Annotated in this window: 21 protein-coding genes; 5 read left to right on the forward strand and 16 right to left on the reverse strand. The window is 62.7% G+C overall.

The features are described from left to right. From traN to A0U87_RS06955, 16 genes are all read right to left on the reverse strand, one after another. Nucleotides 1-1095: a conjugal transfer protein TraN gene (traN, locus tag A0U87_RS06875; RefSeq protein WP_137405321.1), complete on the reverse strand. Its 1095-nt coding sequence runs from the start codon at nucleotides 1093-1095 to the stop codon at nucleotides 1-3. Further along, nucleotides 1092-3017 carry a hypothetical protein gene (locus tag A0U87_RS06880; RefSeq protein ID WP_137405322.1) on the reverse strand — a complete coding sequence of 642 codons (1926 nt, stop codon included), beginning with the start codon at nucleotides 3015-3017 and terminating at the stop codon, nucleotides 1092-1094. Before A0U87_RS06880 ends, traN begins: the two co-directional genes overlap by 4 nt. A 316-nt stretch (nucleotides 3018-3333) precedes the next feature. Continuing rightward, a complete protein-coding gene (locus tag A0U87_RS06890) occupies nucleotides 3334-4347 on the reverse strand; it encodes a TraU family protein (protein ID WP_137405324.1) in 1014 nt (337 codons plus the stop codon). Then, complete coding sequence (locus A0U87_RS06895; RefSeq protein WP_137405325.1) at nucleotides 4344-5003, reverse strand: conjugal transfer protein TraW; 660 nt, start codon at nucleotides 5001-5003, stop codon at nucleotides 4344-4346. The genes A0U87_RS06890 and A0U87_RS06895 overlap by 4 nt, the downstream gene beginning before the upstream one ends. Further along, nucleotides 4993-5229 carry a hypothetical protein gene (locus A0U87_RS06900; protein WP_125999402.1) on the reverse strand — a complete coding sequence of 79 codons (237 nt, stop codon included), beginning with the start codon at nucleotides 5227-5229 and terminating at the stop codon, nucleotides 4993-4995. Before A0U87_RS06900 ends, A0U87_RS06895 begins: the two co-directional genes overlap by 11 nt. Further along, nucleotides 5226-5543 carry a hypothetical protein gene (locus A0U87_RS06905; RefSeq protein WP_137405326.1) on the reverse strand — a complete coding sequence of 106 codons (318 nt, stop codon included), beginning with the start codon at nucleotides 5541-5543 and terminating at the stop codon, nucleotides 5226-5228. The genes A0U87_RS06900 and A0U87_RS06905 overlap by 4 nt, the downstream gene beginning before the upstream one ends. Continuing rightward, nucleotides 5540-5947: a hypothetical protein gene (locus tag A0U87_RS06910; RefSeq protein ID WP_137405327.1), complete on the reverse strand. Its 408-nt coding sequence runs from the start codon at nucleotides 5945-5947 to the stop codon at nucleotides 5540-5542. The genes A0U87_RS06905 and A0U87_RS06910 overlap by 4 nt, the downstream gene beginning before the upstream one ends. Then, nucleotides 5944-6273 carry a hypothetical protein gene (locus A0U87_RS06915; RefSeq protein WP_137405328.1) on the reverse strand — a complete coding sequence of 110 codons (330 nt, stop codon included), beginning with the start codon at nucleotides 6271-6273 and terminating at the stop codon, nucleotides 5944-5946. Before A0U87_RS06915 ends, A0U87_RS06910 begins: the two co-directional genes overlap by 4 nt. Beyond that, on the reverse strand, nucleotides 6270-8792 hold the full coding sequence (locus A0U87_RS06920; RefSeq protein ID WP_137405329.1) for a TraC family protein: 2523 nt from the start codon (nucleotides 8790-8792) through the stop codon (nucleotides 6270-6272). The genes A0U87_RS06915 and A0U87_RS06920 overlap by 4 nt, the downstream gene beginning before the upstream one ends. Further along, entirely contained in the window at nucleotides 8789-9397 is a 609-nt protein-coding gene (locus A0U87_RS06925; protein WP_137405330.1) for a TraV family lipoprotein, read from the reverse strand. Before A0U87_RS06925 ends, A0U87_RS06920 begins: the two co-directional genes overlap by 4 nt. 26 nt (nucleotides 9398-9423) lie before the next feature. Beyond that, the gene (locus A0U87_RS06930; protein ID WP_137405331.1) at nucleotides 9424-10755 is read right to left on the reverse strand and encodes a TraB/VirB10 family protein; all 1332 of its coding nucleotides are present in this window, start codon (nucleotides 10753-10755) and stop codon (nucleotides 9424-9426) included. Beyond that, nucleotides 10752-11498 carry a type-F conjugative transfer system secretin TraK gene (locus A0U87_RS06935; RefSeq protein WP_137405386.1) on the reverse strand — a complete coding sequence of 249 codons (747 nt, stop codon included), beginning with the start codon at nucleotides 11496-11498 and terminating at the stop codon, nucleotides 10752-10754. The genes A0U87_RS06930 and A0U87_RS06935 overlap by 4 nt, the downstream gene beginning before the upstream one ends. 73 nt (nucleotides 11499-11571) lie before the next feature. Continuing rightward, entirely contained in the window at nucleotides 11572-12207 is a 636-nt protein-coding gene (locus A0U87_RS06940) for a TraE/TraK family type IV conjugative transfer system protein (protein WP_137405332.1), read from the reverse strand. A 5-nt stretch (nucleotides 12208-12212) separates the two neighbouring features. Beyond that, complete coding sequence (locus A0U87_RS06945) at nucleotides 12213-12479, reverse strand: type IV conjugative transfer system protein TraL (protein ID WP_137405333.1); 267 nt, start codon at nucleotides 12477-12479, stop codon at nucleotides 12213-12215. A gap of 129 nt (nucleotides 12480-12608) precedes the next feature. Beyond that, nucleotides 12609-12923, reverse strand: a complete 315-nt coding sequence (locus A0U87_RS06950) for a hypothetical protein (protein ID WP_137405334.1) — start codon at nucleotides 12921-12923, stop codon at nucleotides 12609-12611. Between the two features lie 194 nt (nucleotides 12924-13117). After that, complete coding sequence (locus A0U87_RS06955; protein ID WP_240700515.1) at nucleotides 13118-13885, reverse strand: DsbC family protein; 768 nt, start codon at nucleotides 13883-13885, stop codon at nucleotides 13118-13120. A 1021-nt stretch (nucleotides 13886-14906) separates the two neighbouring features. On the opposite strand from A0U87_RS06955, the gene A0U87_RS06965 reads away from it, so the two are divergent. The 5 genes from A0U87_RS06965 (at nucleotide 14907) to A0U87_RS06985 (ending at nucleotide 18690) form a co-directional block, all read left to right on the forward strand. After that, nucleotides 14907-15329 (forward strand): transcriptional regulator, encoded by a 423-nt coding sequence (locus tag A0U87_RS06965; protein WP_137405337.1) that lies wholly within the window; start codon nucleotides 14907-14909, stop codon nucleotides 15327-15329. A gap of 6 nt (nucleotides 15330-15335) precedes the next feature. Continuing rightward, nucleotides 15336-15950, forward strand: a complete 615-nt coding sequence (locus A0U87_RS06970) for a GntR family transcriptional regulator (RefSeq protein ID WP_137405338.1) — start codon at nucleotides 15336-15338, stop codon at nucleotides 15948-15950. Between the two features lie 171 nt (nucleotides 15951-16121). Next, nucleotides 16122-16256, forward strand: coding sequence for a benenodin family lasso peptide (locus A0U87_RS06975; RefSeq protein ID WP_164546142.1), 135 nt, complete (start codon nucleotides 16122-16124; stop codon nucleotides 16254-16256). Between the two features lie 65 nt (nucleotides 16257-16321). Next, nucleotides 16322-16993, forward strand: a complete 672-nt coding sequence (locus tag A0U87_RS06980; protein WP_137405339.1) for a lasso peptide biosynthesis B2 protein — start codon at nucleotides 16322-16324, stop codon at nucleotides 16991-16993. A 374-nt stretch (nucleotides 16994-17367) separates the two neighbouring features. Continuing rightward, nucleotides 17368-18690: an asparagine synthase C-terminal domain-containing protein gene (locus A0U87_RS06985; RefSeq protein ID WP_170978366.1), complete on the forward strand. Its 1323-nt coding sequence runs from the start codon at nucleotides 17368-17370 to the stop codon at nucleotides 18688-18690. Nucleotides 18691-18694: the final 4 nt, after the last annotated feature.

The raw sequence follows: 18694 nt of genomic DNA on the forward strand, positions 1-18694 counted from the left end.
CTAGTTGTTGATCGTCTGCATATAGGCATCGATCTTGTCCTTCATGTCGATCTGGATTTCGGATTGGGCGCGCGCCTCGACTTCCGCATAATATTCCGACAGGTCCATTCGCGAGAAATCGAGCGCCTGGAACTCCTCTGGCGTGAAGCCCCGGCAATAGGGCTGCTTGGGCGTACCCCAGCCGATCGCGCTGAAAGCCTTCAACTGCGGCCGGCCCTGCTCCTGGATGATCCGGCCGAGCTTGGTGTTGAAGCAGCAATGGCCGCGGGCCTTCTGGACGCAGATGCCAAGGATCTTCGAGGAGCAGTAGCTGCCGACCTCATGGCACATGCCCGACCCGCGCAGCATGCCCACTTCCATGTCCTGCTGGTCGCAACCGGAAAGCAGGAAATCCATCATGAAGTTGATGGCGAGGCTGATCGCGATCGATGTGGGGTCAATGCCGACGACGATCGCATTGGCGCCGGCGCTCGCGGCCTGGCCCGCCGTCGCGCCCGCCTTGAACGCGCTATAGGCCGCTTTCATGCCGGTGAACACGCCCTTGGCAACGGCGATCTTAGTGCCGATCGACGAGATCGAGCCACCCATGCCGTCCTTAACGATCTTGCCCTTGTCCTTGCAGCAATTCGAAAAGGTGGTCTTGAGACCGGCCGGGCGGCACCGCGCGGCGCGGCCCGAGAAAATCTCGATGGTGCCAAGACAATTGCCGTCGGCATCGACGCCGCCATCCGCCTCGACACCCGGATCGTCGACGACCGGATCATCGACGATCGGATTGGCGCTGGTGTCGATGCAGGCATTGGGCGAACAGGTCGGCGCGCCGCCGCTGGCCGGCACGGCGCACGCATATTGATCGCCGAGCGGGCAGTGCATCGCCCCGGCCACATCCGCCTCGCAGCGCGTTTCGCCGATCGGGCACATCCATCCGCCCGAGCCGGTCAGATGGCAGCTCGCCGTCTCGCCGTCATCGGCCGCATCGCCATTGCCATTGAGATCAACCGCGCACAGCTGCTGGGCCATGGCGGTCGCTGGTACCAGCGAAAGGCTCGCGCCGACAAACAGGAGCGTGGCAAGAAGGGCGCGCACCGGCGTCATCGCACGGCACCCGTGCAGATCATATCTGCTCCGCCCAGACGCACTGTCTGCATCATCACCACCGCTTCGGGGAAATCGTCGATGCAGCCGCAGCCCTGCACCAGTTCCTCGCCCTCGCCCGCGGGGCAGACATTGCTGTCCTGGCAGGCGTGATAGAAAAAGTCCCAGCCCGTGGGATTGGTCTGCTTCGAACCGGTCACGCCATCGGGAGCTGCGGCGCTATTGGCCTGAGCCTTGCGCGTCTTGCAGATGGGCTCGCAGGCATTGACGCTGCCACGATCAGGCAGCGTGAAGGCGCGGGTCGTGAGGCTATGGCCGCCATCGCCCGTCCGCACCCGGTCCGCCAGCAGCGTCTCGGTCGAATGATCGATGATATAGGCGCCGCGTGACAGATCGGGCTGAGGGACTGCACCCTGATCCACCGTGCAGGCATAATCGCGCTGGCGCGCGAAGAAATCGCGGCTGACCTGCATCGCGCAGGCGCCGGTACCGATCACCCGGGTCTGGGGGAGGGGGCTGAGCCCGGTCCTGACACCATTGCGGAAGGTGGTGACGCCGTCCACTGTTTCGTCAGCAAGACGGCACGCATCGTTCGCGGCGTAACCCGAGCACAGATCAACAAGCCGCTCACTGACCTCGCAGTCGGTATTGGCCTGGATCTCGACGATCACGTTGCCCCACCGACCCCCGCCGCCGCCACGCACCCGCGCAGACACGGTGGTCGCGCCAGCCTTCACCTGCGAGGTGATGTCGATGGGCGAATAATTGTACCAGCTGCTCCCGCTGATCCGGCAGTCGCCGGAAGGGATGCCATTATCCATCCACACGCGCTTGCCCGCATAGCCGACGGCGACACCATTAACGCGCGCTTGCACCCAGTCGTCAGCGCTCATCTCGACGATACGCGCGGACGTCATGCGCTCGGGCGCGATGGCCGTGAAGATTGCCGAATAGACGGGAGGATTGTCGCCGCAGGCGCCTTCACCCCGAATCTGATAGCGGCGGCACCCTTCGCCGCAACTCCAGCTTGACGCAATGACGCCGCTCGCCGCGACGATGTCGTCGAACTGCCAGGCCTTGATGCTGACCTCGCGTTCGATCGTGCAGGATCGCACCTGCTCGGTCTTGCCGACGCCGGCGGGCGAGCCCTTCAGGGACTGGAACACGCTGCTCCCCTGCGCCGCGGCATAGGCATCGCCGGCGATGACGCCAGGATTAGCCTTGTAGGCCGTTGCGCCAACCTGGGGTTGCGACGCACAAGAGGTGGTCTGCGCACCCGTATAGCGGATCACGGGGCCTTCGATGGAGGCCTGGGCGATGCCGATGCGCGGATCGCTCGTGGTGAGCGCGCCCACGACACCGCCACCCAGATCCTTGAGCACCGAGGCCATATTGCCCCAGACGAGATTGCTACCGCAGCTATTGTTGACGCAGTAACAGCCAGCAAGATCGGTCAGCTCGACCTCGGTGAGCTTGAGCGATCCCGACGCGGCCGTATCCCAGCGGAGGAAGCGGCAGGCATTCCAGGTGCCCGGCGCACAGGAAATGAGCCCGTTGGCGCAGATCCCTGAAACCGGAACAGGGACTGTCATCGCTTCATCGAAACTGCCGTCGAGATCGCGGTCGCGCGAAATGCTGAGCGTTCCGATATCCCCGCTTGCATTGGGCTGTGCGAGCAGTTCGAGCAATGTCGCGCTTTTCTGGCAGACGAGGTTGGGCGAGAACGTCTTAGAGGAATCGACCGTGCTGATCGCCTCTCCGGCCAGGCCCGGCGTCACATAATTGCCAAGGATCGCGTCGCTGTCAGCACTCTTCGCCCGGGCGGCCTCGGCCGCAGCGCGGGCGCGATCCTCAGCCGTCTGGGCATGAAGCGCTACGGGCAGGCTGAGCGCCGCCATCAGAAGCAGGGCGCGCTTCTTCATGGCCGAATCTCGCTCGGAATGATCCGCCGGGATCCCCGCCGCAGCCGGAACAGGAGCGTGGATGGAACCGGGCCGGGCAGTTCCGCCCGAAACACGGCCTGTCCTTCGAAAACGGTCAGCGTGGCCACGACGACATGCGGCGAGGAGGGGGGGACCGCATCATCGTTGGTTGTGGCCACGCCGACCGTCCGGCCGGCACCGCGGGGGCTATGCGGCACCGGTCTAGCCGCGCGCGTTCCGCCTGGCTCCATGGGGTGACGGGAAGGCCATCGGCTAATCCCAGGCGTACGAGCGCGGATCTGGTGAGATAGAGGGCTCATGGCGTCGAGATTCCGGCGCAGCAGATCGTCTTCTCGAACAGCATGAACTGGGCATTGTCCTTGCCCGGCGCATGTTTGCCGCTGGTCCAGAGCGCGCCTGGCCGGCCGACATTGACGCACTGGCCGCCCTTGACCGGCTCCATCAGCTGGAACTTGTAGCGGCTCTTGGTCCAGACCGGCTGAGGGATGAACGAGCAGCCGTCCGCCGAACTGATGGTGAGCGCGCCGAGACGCCCCATCATGAAGACGCCGCGCGCGGCGAGCCCCGCCCAGGCTTCGACACTGTCTCCGAAATGGATATCGCCCGCCACCGGATAGGTCGCGCCCCAGGAACCCATGCACCAGAAGAGCGGATCGACGACCTTGCCGGCGGCTGCAGCGGCACTGTCGGCCATGCAGGCTAGACCTGCGGCCGGATTGCCGAAGAGGATCGCCTCGGGCTGGATGATCGCGCCCAGCGTGGCCGATTGCCAGGTCGGCAGCACTTCGGTGATCAGCGCCACATCGAAGCCATTATCCTCGATGCACGGCAGGTCGGTGAACATGTCGAGCATCTTCCAGACCGGCGCGATATAATAGTGCATCTGCGCGAACATCTTGGCGGTGTTGGTGCCGTCCGAGATGCTGGTCTGGCTGCCCTGGAGCCTGCCGCCGGTCGGCATGATGTCGGCGCCGAGCGCCACCATGCACCCCGGTTCGGTCACCACGTCGACCATGCGACCCGGCGACCAGAAGCTCACCTTGACGCCGAACCAGAAGGTTACGCCCTTGCGGCAGGCGCACAGCGGCTTGGAGGCGGACTGGGCATCGAGCGCCTTGCCAAGCGGATCACTCGGACCCACCTTCACGCCGCCGATGGTGATCGGGAAAATGCAGTTCCAGCGCACTTTGGTGATCGGATTGAACACCGTGCCCGCCTCGCATTTGGAGGCATGGGCCGGAGCCGCGACCGCCAGTGCGGCAAAGCCGGAGCCCAGCGCGAGCAATCTGCGAAACGACAATAGTTTCATCGCACTGCCCTCCGGTCAGTTTTGCGCCTGTCGACCTCGGTCAGCACCAGCTTCTGCCCGGTCTGCGCGACGATCACCGGCGCGACCGTCAGGCCAAGCCGCGCCTTGACGCGTTCCTCGAGCAGGAAGAGCGCCCTGCCGTGACGCTCGCCGAGCGTGATCGCGTCGGCATCGCCGGGGCCCCCGGCCGCCAGCAGGATGAAATCGGCCGGCCGCGCGGTGCGCAGCGCCCAGGCGAGGTCGCGCGGATGGACCACGATGAGCCGCTGCGGGAGCGACACATAGGCGAGGGGATTGAAGCTGTAGCCCCTCGCGTAGAGCAGCTTGCCGTCCGGAAGCCGAATGTCCTGTTCGAGGGTATAGAAGGGCACGACCGTCCGGGCCCTGTCGGCCTGGGCGATCCCCAGCGTCGCCGCCTTCATCGCCGACCAGTTCTTGCGCGGTCCGAAGGCACTCTTCATGTCGGGGACATGCGCGGCCCGGCCCTCGATCTCGCTCAGCGCGTCGGTCTCGGCGATCGGCCAGGTACGCCCGATCTTGCTGATCGCCGCCATGCTCATCGAAGGCGTCAGCACAGCCATAGTCGTCGCGACCGCAGCGAGCAGGGGCAGGAGAGGACAGCGACCGAAATGCCGATGCAGCGAGCTAGCGACCATGGCGCCGTCTCCACCAGGGATGAGAATTCTCGCGATCCTCGCCGATCGCGGCGCTGATGAGCGCCGCCATCGCGACGATCGCCGTGACGGCCACGAGAATGCGGAACAGGGTCGGCACGGCCGGGAGCTGCCAGGCGATGAACGACTGCACCAGGAGCAGACCCTGGCTGCCGATCATGAGGCGGATCGGTCCCGGCGCGGGCGTGGAGGAGAAGATGCCGTTCATGGCCGCCCGCCTCCTCGAATAGGAAGGCCAGGATGCACCGGGCAACCGCGGGCCAGCCAATAGCCGTACAGAACCGGACCCAGGCAGGAGAAGACGAACAGCAGCCTGGGATAGGCAGCCAGTTTATCCCACCAGACCAGCCTGACGACGATGATCCCCAAAGCCAGCAGCAGCTGGATCGCCAGGCACATGCGCCGCGACCAACGCGCATCCTCTTCCTCGCGCGCCTTCCAGCATTCATAGGTCTCGATGCTGATCATCGATCGGCCGGTTCCGGGCTCGAATGCCGATGCTGAAGAGAACATGTCGGTCATGCGGGCCTCGCCTTCGCCTCTTCCGGCTCGGCCGGACGCAGGCGGCAATAGAGCCTGAACCCGGCTTCTTCGATGACAGGCCAGAGGCAGACGATGCCAAGCCACAGGCCGTAGAGCGTGACGGGCCAGCCGATCAGGAACATGAACGGAATGAGCGGGACAACGGCCCAGCAGCTTTGCAGGAGCGGACCCAGAACGGGGTGTCTGGCTTGCTTGAGGAACCCGGCGAGCAACTCGTCAGCCGTCTTGAGGCTGCGTGTGCATTCGCCATTGGCCTCGTGAAGCGTCAGGATCGCGCGACCCAGAAAATCATTCTGGCTCTCTCCAGGATAGCGCTTGCACCGGCACATCGCACCGAAGTCCTCGATCATCCTGGGCGTGAACGGTTCGATCCTGTCCGTCATTTGTGCCTCCATTTCCGCAAGCGCGAGAGAAGCATCCCGCATGCACCCGACAGGCCGATCAGCAGCATCCCGCTCGCAAAGCAGGCGGCCGCCACGATGAGTCCCGTGCGAACCGTCCGGAGGACAGGCTGGTCGAGCGCGATCCCGGCCGCGATGACGACACTGCCCATCATGCAGGTCTCGATCGCCACCAGCCGCAGGCGCCACTGGAAGGCGGCCGCTTCGGCGCGCTTTGCAACACGCGCCTCGATCAGCGCCTCGATTGCCGGATCCTTTTCCCACTCGAGCGCGAGCTGGTCGGGATGGGGAAGGGCCTTGTGTGTCATGCGACCCTCCAGCCTTCAGGGCCGACGCCGCCCAGCACCTCGACCGGATCGACGCCGGCCAGTTCGCACACCGCCTCCAGCGGATTGCGGCCGGCCCGCACCAGCGCCTCGAAGGCGGCGACCTCATTGGGCGCCGAGGTGTTGATCCAGTAGCTGAAGGGATCAACCACCAGCCGCGCGATACCGAGCCCGAGCGGGCTATCGATGAAGACCTCGCTATAATGGGGCTTGGCGTTGCGGACCGATTTCAACAGGTCGAGCACGAACCCCGAATAGTCGAGGATCTTGTTGTCGACCGCCTTGTCATAGGTGGAGCCCTGCAGCAGGAATTTGGTCGCGGCATTTTCCAGGATCACCTGGCCCGTGCCGCCGAAGAGCATGAGATCGTTCATGCTCTGGAGGACGATGCCGAAACTGCCCTGATATTTGCGCGCGCGCCGATAGCCCTGGCCGAACGCCTCGGCGAGGCGCGAGAGATCCTGCCCGTCGCTGCGCGTCATGAACTGCGCGGCCTCGTCGCACAGGACGAAGCGGGGCTTGTCGCGCGCCGAGAGATAGAGCTCCTGGGTGACGGCGTTCACTACCACCATCACGACCACATTGAAGAGGTCCGGAAGAGCCTTCAGCCGTTCGAGTTCGAGCACCACGAACTCGTCGCGGGAGATATCGAAGGTGGAGGGGCCGTTGAAGAAATGGCCATAGGCACCCTGCGACCCGAAATCGCGCAGATTGAACGCGAGTTCGCGCGCGACCGGCACGAGATGATCGACCCGGTCGAGATCGGAGACGGCATTGTCGGGATAGCGGCCGAGCCAGTCGCGCACCGCGTCGATGCCGTCTACGCCCCGTCCGCTATCGACCGTCCATTGCACGGCGGACTTGAGAAGGTTCCATTCCGACGTGGTGACGGGCTTGCGCGTCGAGGCATTGGCCATCTCGGCGACGATCGCGACCGCCATGGCGATCGCCGACTGCTTGTCCTCGCCGTCGAGCGCCAGTCCCATGTCGAAGGGGTTGAGGACGAGGCGCTCCTCGCCGATGTCGATGTAGCGCCCGGAACAGAGCGTGCAGAGTTTCCTGTAGCTGCCGCCGATATCGATGATGCGGATGAGCGCGCCTTGCGCATAATATTGCTGGCAGAGATTATTGAGCAGGAAGCTCTTGCCCGCGCCCGACTCCGCCGAGACAATGAAATTATAATTGTTGATGCGCGGATCGAAGAGATCGAGCGTGATTAGCTGGCCCTTGCGCCCGACATAGAGCAAGGCCGGGCGGCCACCGCCGCGAAAGTCGGTCTGCACCGGGGCCATCAAGGTCGCCGCCTTGACGGGCATACGGAAGTCGCGCTCCAGCAGCTTCAATGTGCGCTTTTCCGGGTAAAGTCCGAAGGGCAGGCTAGCGGCGAGCAGCACCGGCAGGAGATAACTTTCCTCCTGCACCATGAAGGGCAGGGGTTCGGATTCCCATAGCCGCTTGGCCCGCGCCGCCATCTCCCGCGCTTGCGCGCTGTCGCGGCCGAACACCCACATGGTCGGGATCACCGAGACGAACCGGCTGTTCGACGCCTCGTCCAATATCCAGCCGATCTCCTCGATCTGCTTGCCGACCTCGACCGCGAAGCTGCCGGCCGCCTTCTGCGCCGAAAGGATCTGCGCGCGCTTGTGGATCTCGAACTGCGAATGATCGAAGAGGACCGAAAGACAGTAGAGGAACGGTCCGCCGATCTGGTCGCTGTCCTCGGCGCTCCCGCGCATGCCACCCATGAGCCGGTTGGCGCGCTCGGCGGTGATCCGCCGCGCCGGTGCCTTGGGCGTGAGGCATCGTGCGACCTGGTTGCCCAGAAAGACTTCGGGCCCTTCGAAAAAGAGGTCCGGTCCTGCCTCGATGATCTGGCGCGCAACTGAGGGCGCGGGCATGCCGCCGACGCTTTCACTGAGGAACACGCCGGGCGCGGGGGCAAAGACTCCGTTGAAGATCCGGCGATAGAAGCTGACCAGTTCGTCCGGCGGCAACCGCCGGATGCCCATCTTCGCCAGCTGCTCCTCGACCTGGCGGCGAAGATCGGCGCCGAGCTTCACCCGCGTCTTGATGACGAGGAACAGCCGGAAATCGCGTACCGGGATCGAATGCAGCGCATCGAGCCCCCTGGTTCCGCGACGCAGATAATCGGCCGTGCGCCGGGCCGAGGCCTGGACCAGCGGGTCCGGTCGCACCTTGAGGTCGAGATAGGCGTCGAGCGCCGGATCGATCAGCGGATCGGCGAAGGTGATGAGCTGGAGGACCGTGCCTTCAGGGAAATGGATGTTGAGAAGACCCAGCAATGCCTGCTGGACATGGGCGAACATATAGGCGGCGGGCACGAGTTCCCAGGCCTGGCCCCAGCCATCGTCGATGCACAGGAAGGCTTCTTCTTTCTCGACCCAGGCGACCATCGGCAGGAAGTCCGAATAGGCGTCGCGGGTCACGGCGGCGCGCAGCCGCTGATAGCTGAGGGTCTTGTGGGCGGCGTTCGCGCTCATGGCCGCTTCTCCGGTTCGATCGCCATCGGCGCGGCCTCTTGCGTCGGCGCGTCCGCGGCGCCGGGCTCGGGCGCGCGCATCGTGCGCAGCACGGGCGGGGCAGGGCTGCGTCCACCCGGCTCGACCAGATAGTCGCCCACGACCCAGGCCGGCCGATTGAGGATCGAGTAGACATAGCGGGCCATGTAGAGCCGGTCGGGCCGCTGCTTGTCGGCATAGGGCAGGATCAGCGTGCGGATCGTGCGCGATGGGCGGAGCATCGGCGAACCGGCCCCCTCGATCACCGCGCCGACATTGCCCTGCCCAGCTTGCGGCGACACCGCGACGGCGGCGGCCGCTTTCGCGCCGGCCTTGCCCGGCACGGGTGCTCGCCCCTTCCGGTCGGGGCTGAGCAGCTTGCGGTCATTGGTGACCGACGGATCGGATTTCGACGCTCGCCCGGCAACCGCGTCGGCATAGGCCTGATCCGGATGGATGCACTGGCCATGGTCGCTGTTCTTGCAGGAAAATTTCTCGCTATAGGGCGACATCATCGATCCGACGGTGGCGCAGCCGGGAAGCGCGAGAAGCGGCAAAACCATCAGGCAGGGATGAAATCTCTTCATCGCTTTGACTCCAGAAGGGGGGCGCATCAAAATTTCACTCCCGCGCCGGGCTTGATCTCGAGGGTCGCGCCCTCCTGGATCACCACGACGACATCCTTGGCTGCGCCCACCTCGACGATGGGACCGGCCTGCCGCGCGAGATCGAGATAGAAATCGGTGAGCTTGTCCGAGGATTTGGAGAGGCCGCCGGCGATGCCCGACTTCGCGGCATCGCCCGCGTCGAGCGTGCGGACCGTTCCCAGCGCCGAGGTCGACATGTTGCCGAACGTGCCCTCGACCGACTGGGATATGCCGCTGATGGTGCCGGCGATGAAGGCGCGCGCCAGCGTGGCCCCGGCCCGCGTCACCACCTTGCCCGACAGGCCCTTCTTGCCATCGGTATCGACGAAGAAGCCCTTGACCGGCTGATCGACGATGGAATGTTCGTCGAAGTCGACGCAGGACAGCGAGACGAGCTGGACCTCGACCCGTTCCTTGGCGAGGCTGCCCGTGGCGTTGCCGATCACGAAGCATCCGGCAAGGTTCGCCTTCACCTCATTGGGCAGCACCGCAGGCGCCTGCACACGGGCGATGATGGGTTCGGGATTACTGGTCGCGTCCCGGCTCGCCAGCGCGTCGATCCCGGTCAGAAGCCGCGCTTTCATGAAACCAGGCGGCAAATAGATCGTCCGATTCTTTTTTTTGGACGAAGCCGAGGCATCGGCGCCCTGGGCCACGACCTGGCCGGTCGCCGTCCCGATCGCGCCCACCGTCTTCTCGACCGGCGGCGCGGGCGGGGCAGGCGGCGCTACCGGGCCGCTGGGCGGCGCCGGCAGCTTGTCCGCGTCCGCGCTGACGTCGCCGGTTTCCGGGGGATAGGGAAGGGCGGGCACGCTGTCCGGCAGGGCAGGCGGGAGATCGCCATCGACGCCCCCGGCCGCCCCGCGCCCCGGCGAGCGTGATCCAGGGACGACCTTGCCCTCCTCGATCGCGCTGATCCGGTCGCCGAGCAGTTGCTGCCCGTCAAGGACCTTCCTGAGGTCACCGCGCAGCTTCACCTCAAGGCTGTCGCCGCGCAGGCCCGCACCCATGTTGAGCGAGGACGCGGGGTTGGCGGGCTTCGCCTCCTCCTTGCTGCCGGAGACCGTATAAAGGCCGATCCCGATGGCGCCGACCGCGACGCCGACGGCAAGCTGGCGCGCGCGCAGTTTCTGACGGGCGGAAAGCTTGCTCCATTGCGTCTTCCAGTCGAGAAGCGCCGGCGCCGAACGGCGCATCGCGTCATCCCTTTCCCGCGCGCCTTCGCCGGCAAGATGCGCCTGATAGGGCGACAGCTCTTCCGGTCCCTGTGCCGGATCCTTGTCCATTTCGCCGCTCATTGCCCGGCTCCCCGGCGAACGACGACAAGTCGGGCCGTTTCACCGGCGTCGAGACGGACCCGGTCCAGGGTGAGCGAGAAAATGCTTGTCCCAAGCACCGGATCGACCAGCAACCGTTCGTCCAGCGCCACCGGGGCGGCCGCGCGCAGATGATATTCGGAAGCTGAAAGCCCGGCGCCCTCGACCGTGATACGCCGCCGTTCGGTGATCGACAGGCTGGGCGCCGCCGCTATGCCGACCGTGCCGCCGGACGGCGCGACCTCGCTGAACGAGGCAGGGATGCGATCGTCGAGCAGCGACAGGGTGATCGAGACGGCGCGGTCCTCATCGGCGAGCGCCGCCATCAGCTCATTGTTCGCTTGCGCGCGCTGGCGGGCGCCCGGCATCAGTACCACTGTCTGCGCCGGAATCTCCGCCGGCTCGGCATAGAGCGGGTAGGTCGCGCCGTTGCAATGCACGAAGAATTCGGAAGGCTGCGTCACGTAGGTGCGCGTCACCTGGCCGGCATCGTCGATCTCCCGCGCCAGGAACTTGATCCAGGCATCCGCGCCGCCCTTCTCGACGGCGAGGCCCTTTTCGGCCGAGAATTTGATATCCTCGATCTCGCCGCCCTCGCACACGACATGGTTGATGTCGCGGTTGGACAGGCGGATATGGCTGGTCTGGTCGGGCAGCGCGTGGATCGTCTGCGCCGACGCCGGCGGGCCCCCAAGCAAAAGGAAAAGCGCCAGGGCGCGGCGCATCGGCGCGCCGCAGAATTTTCTTGTTGCCGTGATTTCCGAGCCAGCAGGCGCTGCCGCCTGCTTCGAAATCACTTCAGCGGGTTTCGGCATTGAACTGCTCCTCGGAAAGGCGCGTCAGCCAGAACCGGCCATTTTCGATGGCGTAGCCGATGCGCAATATGCCCCGGAATTTGCGGATCACGCCGCCGATGACGCGTACCTTCTCGACCGGCACCACGATCTCATGCGCGGTCCACCGCACCGGCTGATCGCCCCGGATATAGGTGGCGATCGACAGGGTTGGATTGCTCGCCAATTCGTCGAGCACGGCATTGAGACTGTCGCGCATCGCCCCATAGGCGGAAGGATGTGCGAGCCCGAGCAGCTCCTGGAACTGGCGGTCCGCCGAATAGGCCGACCAGGTGCCCGACAGCGCGACAATGTTGCGCGTCATCGCGACGATATAGGCTTCGGACGGCTTGTTCCCGGAGACATGCAGATCGCCGGTAGCCCCGAAGGGCACGATGATGGTGCGGGCATTCTGGTTGGTCGTATAGATCACCACGCCCAACACCGCGGTGACGCCGAACATGCCGGTGATCGCGACCTTGAGCAGCCGGTTCTCCTCGAAGAGGTTCGCCGAGCCCTGCAGGTAGCGATGGATGCCGAAGCTGGCGGGCTTGCCGAGCAGCGGATCCTCCTGGCTCCCTTTGCGACCGAACATGCGCATCGCCCTCACTCGAAGAAGCGGGTCTGGGTAGGACCCGGATAATGGGGAAAGGACACCAGGCCCCAGCGCCACGCGAGGTGCGCGAGATAGCCCCTGGGCTTGGTCCGCTTCCACGGGATGAAGAGGAGAAGGGCAGCGATGAGCGCCCAGCCGACAAGTCCGCCCACGATCGCGGCCACGAACACGCTCGAGGTCATAGCCAAGAACTCGTCCGATCCGAACCACAGGATCTGGACCGGCCGATGCAGATATTGCGGAAGGCGTTCGTCCACTTGCCCTTCTCCTCCTGCTTCATGACACCTGTGAAGGTGCCGGTTTCCGGAGGCCGACCATCGGCCCCCAGCACGTGCCGGTGCGAATGCGTCTGGCTGCTCAGCCAGCGCGCAGCCGCACGCGGCATCTCAGACGACCATCCCGAAGGTCTGGAGAATGGAGTCCGCCTTGATCAGGCAGACAGCCGCAACGATGGTCGGGATGCCGATCATGATGTTCGAGAAGAGGCGCGAGACGCCGAACAGGAAGGCGGCGACCCCGCCCACGAAGCCGAGCGGGCCCTTCACCCCCTGGTTCACGACGATATCGTAGATATCGTAGCCGAGGTCGCCGGCGGCCGGCGCCGAGAAGGCATGGGCCGGACCGGCGATCAGGGTCATCGCGCCCAAAGGGAGACCGAAATTGGCCACCGCCAGGGCCTTGTTACCGAGTTTACGCATCATGGCATTGCTCCAAAGAGAAGCCGTCCAACAAAAGCCTGCCGGCATCGAAAGAGGATCGGTGTCGGCCGGGGCGTCGGTGGACGGCTCCAAGAGCCCGTCGCCGCCGGCATCCGGTTCATCCGCCGGGCCGCGTCCGCCCAGGCTGGATGCCCTCCGAAATGAGATCGTCGCTTGCCACGACGGCGTGGCTGAACTCAGCGGGACGCATCACTCGCCGCCTTTGCCGCCGCGGGCCTCGCGTGGCTGTCGAGGAAAGCCTCGAGTTCGGCCTGCAGGAACCCGGAAATGAGCTTGCCGTCGGCGATCAGTGTCGGCGTTCCCGAAATGCCGATCCTGGCGACCAACTCGGCATCGTCGGCAACCTTGGCGCGCCCTTGCGCGCATTGCGCCAGCGCGGCCGGACTCTGGCCGGAATAGGCCGCCTTGAACGCGGCCTCGCGATCGGCCGAGCACAATATATGCTCCGCTTTTGCCGCCGCAGTCGGGTGGATCCCGCTCACGAAGAAGATGAGCCGCCGCACCGGCTTGCCCTCCGCTGCCTTCGCGGCCCAGAAGCGATCGAGCGCCTGGCAGTAAGGGCAGTCGGGATCGGTGAACTCGATCACCGTAGGCGCGCCGGCAGGACCGATCGCCAGCGCCTTGGCGGGATCGATTGCCTTCAGGCGGCGCGTCGCACCCTGTTCCTGTGCCAGCGCGGTCAGGTTGACGCCATTGCGATCATAGACCGTGGCGAACAGGATATGCTCGCTTTGCGGCGCGTAATAGACGATCCGGCCACCGGCGCTGGCCTGATAGATCGGGCCCTCGACAGGCGAGGGGCCAAAATCCTCAAAGCGGAGGTTGGTGAAGGTCTGCTGGAGTTGCCGTTCCGCTTCGTCCGCAGCCTTGGCAAGCGCGGTGTCCGATGTGCGGCCCTGATCCTCTTTCGCTAACGCCTCGCCAGGCTGCAGGAGGGCGAACAATGCCGCCCCGCAAATTCCGCTCACCCATTTAACCGACGCCGGCGCATCCCGGCCAATCGACCTGCGGCGATCCTGGTTGAACGGCCAAGAAAACAGGCGCTCAGCCGCAACTGGAGGGATCGCCAATGGGAAATGTCTGTGCGAAACTGACATAAGCCTCCTTCATCCGGCGCGCAGCTCTTTGCGCGTCGGGTTTCGTCATGCGGTTCGGGCTGGGAGCATCGTTTAAGGGCTGTGCTCGCCGTCACCGTGTTGTTCGGATGGATGAAGGATGAAACGTCAGACCAAGCCACACAATGGGCGGGGTACTGAGATGCCGATTCGGCACCTCAATACCGATTTCGGCATTTCAGTGCCGATTTTTCCGCTTTTTCGGGGTCATTGGCCCGTCTCTATTCGTGGAGACACTGCCGCAATGACCATGACCAACTCGCGAATCATGCAGGGAGAACGTGCATGAGGGCCTCAAGAACTTACAAGCTTCAGCTGTCGGAACAGGGAGTCGATCAGTTCCTTGCCTGCCATTGCAGGCTCGCGCGAATGACCCGGGAATTCATCCCTTATGGAACGACTCTTAATGTTGCGATCAGCATTCTCGATCGCTGCGATCCTTCCGAGATCGCCGCGGAACTTGAATCACCCCTATGTGGGCAGCTCGGAGGCCCATCCTACCGCTTTGTCGGCACCACATCTCGACTGGCTGCCGTCGTGGACCGGGTCGGCAGGCGCCTTATCGAGAGTGGGGAATGTGGAGCCGGGGTGGCGACATGGCGCCTCTATAATGTAGCACTAATCATGTTTCTGACTTCCGAAGACCGGGAGTTGCAGACTGCTTATAAGATAGCGACGGCATTGGCCAGTTAACGGAATGTTATAACTATCTGTTTCACTGGATATTCAAGCGCCAAGCTAATGCTTTCAATTTGAAAGCAAAATAGTTTGACCATTGGTGCGACTAACAACATTTTACATCCCTGGGCTGTGCACGGGAGCTTTGAGCCATTGGCAGGGAGACCTTGTCATGCCGCTTCAGGCTTTGCCCAATGCACGTGACCCCTCGGTTCTTGCGACGATCAAACTGATGTCCGGGAGGCGCATAGAGATGATGAGACGATTCGGGAGAATAACGCAGGAAGACTTCGCTGCGACCGTCGGGATCGGCACCCGCTGGCTGCGCGAAATCGAAGCCGGCAACCCCAAGTCGCGGCTCGACGATCATTTCCGCTGCGCGCATGCGCTGGGTCTCTCGACCGGGCACCTCGTCATTCCTCTCCTTTTCATCGAGCACGGCCGCGTGTTCCCGCGCGGACTTCTCGAAGGCGATCTCTCGAAACTCGAAACCGTCTGCATCGATGCCATCGCGCAACATAATCTCGACACGCTCTCACGCCAGCTCCTGTCGCCCGCCGCCGATGACGATGCCGATGAGAATACGGACGAGTGATTTGTCATGTCGCCTGGAACACGTCATGCCGAACAGGTCTACCGAGACCTTAAGCACGCGCTGCTTTCAGGCCGCTATGCGGCATCTTCCGATCTTTCGGTGCCGGACCTTGCAACTGAATTCGGGCTCAGCTCCTCGCCGATCCGCGACACGCTACACCGCATGTTTGGTGAACGGCTGCTGGAAGTGGGTCATCATCATGGCTTTCGCGTCATTGGCTGGACACCGGACAAATTGCGTGACTGCTATACATGGCATGGGCAACTCATTCGCCTGGCGCTGAAACCCGGCATCAGGGCCAATGCTCAGCTTCCCATAGCGCCGGACGGTTGGTTTACCGATTACACGACGCCGGAAGCGGTCGTCGCTACGACCGAACGCATGTTTCTCACGCTGGCGAGCATGTCCGATTCAGAGGAGATTGTCGCGGCGATTGCTAACGCCGGAGAGCGCCTGCGGGCCGTGCGACTCCGGGAGATCGAGCGCTGGCCAGAGTGTGCCGACGAGCTCAACTCTGCCAATATATTGGCAGTTTCAGGGACAGGAAAAGCCCTTTTGCAAATGCTCTGGAACTATCATCGGCGCCGTATCAGGGCCGTATCGATGTTATGTGAGCCATAGCCAAGGGTTTGATAATGAAAGATAAGGCCGCATCCAGGCGGAGTGTTCTTTCTTTCTCTCGAAGAGTGCAAATAAAGCTTTCAAAATGAAAGCATATATTGCTGAATATATTTGTTCCCAAGCCTAGCCTTTCACTCGCCACGAACCATGTGGCGACAGAAGGAGGCAAATATGGAACGCGAATATGACAAGTCGAGCGCCGACGTGATCGAGCTGGGCGTTGCCAGCGCGGTGACGAACGGTGTCGGGCAGGGATCCATCGACCTTCCCGCCAAGCAGCAGGCGCCGGGAATCCTCGACGACTGACACCCAGAACGGTACCTGGTCCGTGCCCAGGGCTGGATCAGGTACTGTTGCTATCGGAGGGCGCGGTGGAACGTGTCATTCTCAAGCAGGATGTCGGCTACTGTGAGCTGGAAGGCCATCTCTACTTCCTTGACGTCAGCCGCGATCGCTACCTTGGTGCATCAGCCAGTTTGGCGGCAACTGTCGACCAGCTGCTGCAAGGTGCCGAGTTGTCTGAATCCTCCAGAAAACAGCTGATTGATACTGGACTATTTGTTCACGCAGAGGGAAGGCAGAAGGTTCTCGAACCGCCTTGCCAGCTGCATTCAGCTCACGCCATTACCGGGCGTTCAGCCAAGATTTTTCCGGTCTACACGGCTATCTACCTTCTACCATGCGCTGTGCTCTTCCTGGCAATATTTCATGGTTTGGTAGGACGACTACATCTAAGAACGATCATACATCTTTCTCAGTACACTTTGAGAACCAAATCCATCGACGTTCTGCCCTCCAACATCGAACCGATGCTCCACTCCTTTACGCAAGCACTGCGACTGTTTCCACGGAAGGACAAATGTCTGCCAGATGCGCTTGCTCTGCGCGCCTATCTCGGACTTCAAGGAATCCGCACAACCCTCGTGTTCGGCATTCAGCCGTCACCATTCATGGCACATTGCTGGATACAGCATCATGACACGGTCTTGGGACAAGATTTGGAGGCGGTGGCGGATTTCCGTGCAATAAAGGTTGTGCCGTGAATACCTCATACCGCATCGACCTACGGCGGGGAGCGGAAAGTTCTGCGGAAGCTCAAATTTCAGATCACCGACCGTCGGGCATCCAATTAGAGCATAGCCCAGACTTGAACGTTGCCCGCGCTGAAAATGGGCAAGTTCTAATTCTGGGAGATTGTTTTCCATACGATGGAACGAAATCGTCATGTAGCAGGGGATCAAGGGGCACGGCCGAACATATTCACGATGTCGCGCGGAATTATTGGGGTAGGTTCGTTATCGTCGCCCACGATCCTGACGGGGGCCTTACCGCCATATATCGCGATCCGTCTGGCATGATTCCGTGCTACTATTCCGTTGAACCCGAGCGCGTGGTCGTTGGTACGAGCGCCGTCGAGATGACAAAAATTCTGGCAAGCCAGGCGCGCATTGATTGGAAGGGCGTCGCCGATTGCCTCATGGCCTCGGATCTCCGGGAGCATCGCACCTGTATCGAACAAATCATTGAAGTTGCGCCAGGAGAGATGGTTGTAATTGACACGGACGGTCCCCATCACCAGTTGTTCTGGGATCCATCTGCATTTCTTGGCAGGAACGACGAGTATAGCTTTGAAGAGGCGGCGGAGAATCTACGGAAAGTTTTGAACCAGGTATTGGCTGCGTGGTGCGCTCGCTATCCTCGGGCAGCGGTCTCCGCATCAGGAGGATTTGACTCCTCAGCCATTGCTGAATTGGCTACCCGACACGGAACTGTCGAACTTCTTCATTTCTACACAAGATCGCCTGGCGGTGATGAACGAGCCTATGCGGAACAGCTGGCCAACCATCTGGATAAAACTGTCCGCTGCGAATGCTCCGAAGCCGACAGCATCGATGTTACCGAAAATCGGTCCGGTTTTCGGCCAAGACCTTCTGCGTGTTCGTTCACGCAGGTTTTTGATGATGCTTCAGAGAGATTTGCGACCGCAATCGATGCCTGCGCTCATTTCAATGGAGGTGGCGGAGACAATGTCTTCGGTAAGCTGCATTCCGCATACCCGCTGGCCGAACTTTACCGGCATGCCGGGCTCTCGCGCTCGCTGATTTCGACGGCAATCAACATCTGTGACGTGACCGGCGTTGAACTATGGTCGGTGTTCCGGCAGGCGGCGCAGGCCATATGGAATCCAGGGCGAATAGCCGCTTCTTGGCCGCGACAGACCGAACTTATGGCATCGTCGGCTATATCTATGGCCAGCAACGAGTCTCATCCGTGGTTGCAGTCAGCCAAAAACGCTGGGCCTGGGCAGAAGCAGCATCTGCGAAACATCGCACGTGGTACCGCAACAACGGACTACTTGAACATCCGCAGCACGCGACCCACGATCTACCCGCTTCTCTCCCAGCCTGTAATCGAACTATGCCTGTCGATTCCGACCTGGTTTTGGTTCATGGGCGGGCGAGATCGCGCACTTGCGCGTACCGCTATGCAGCCTTTTTTGCCCGTGCCCATCATCAACAGAAGCACTAAAGGCGCGTTCGATGGGCTGCTGTATCAGATATTTGCGCTCAATCGCGATCAAATATTCAGGGATTTGAACGAAGGAACGCTTGTCTCTCACAAAATGATCGACATGGATCAGATCACACATCTCCAAACGCAGGATGCTATTTCTGCCTCCCAGCGTGCTCGTATTCTGCAACTGCATGAGACAGAAATCTGGTGCCGGAATTGGTGCTGATTGT

The organism is Sphingobium sp. MP9-4 (assembly GCF_005281675.1).
In the GTDB taxonomy this organism is placed as follows: Bacteria; Pseudomonadota; Alphaproteobacteria; order Sphingomonadales; family Sphingomonadaceae; genus Sphingobium; species Sphingobium yanoikuyae.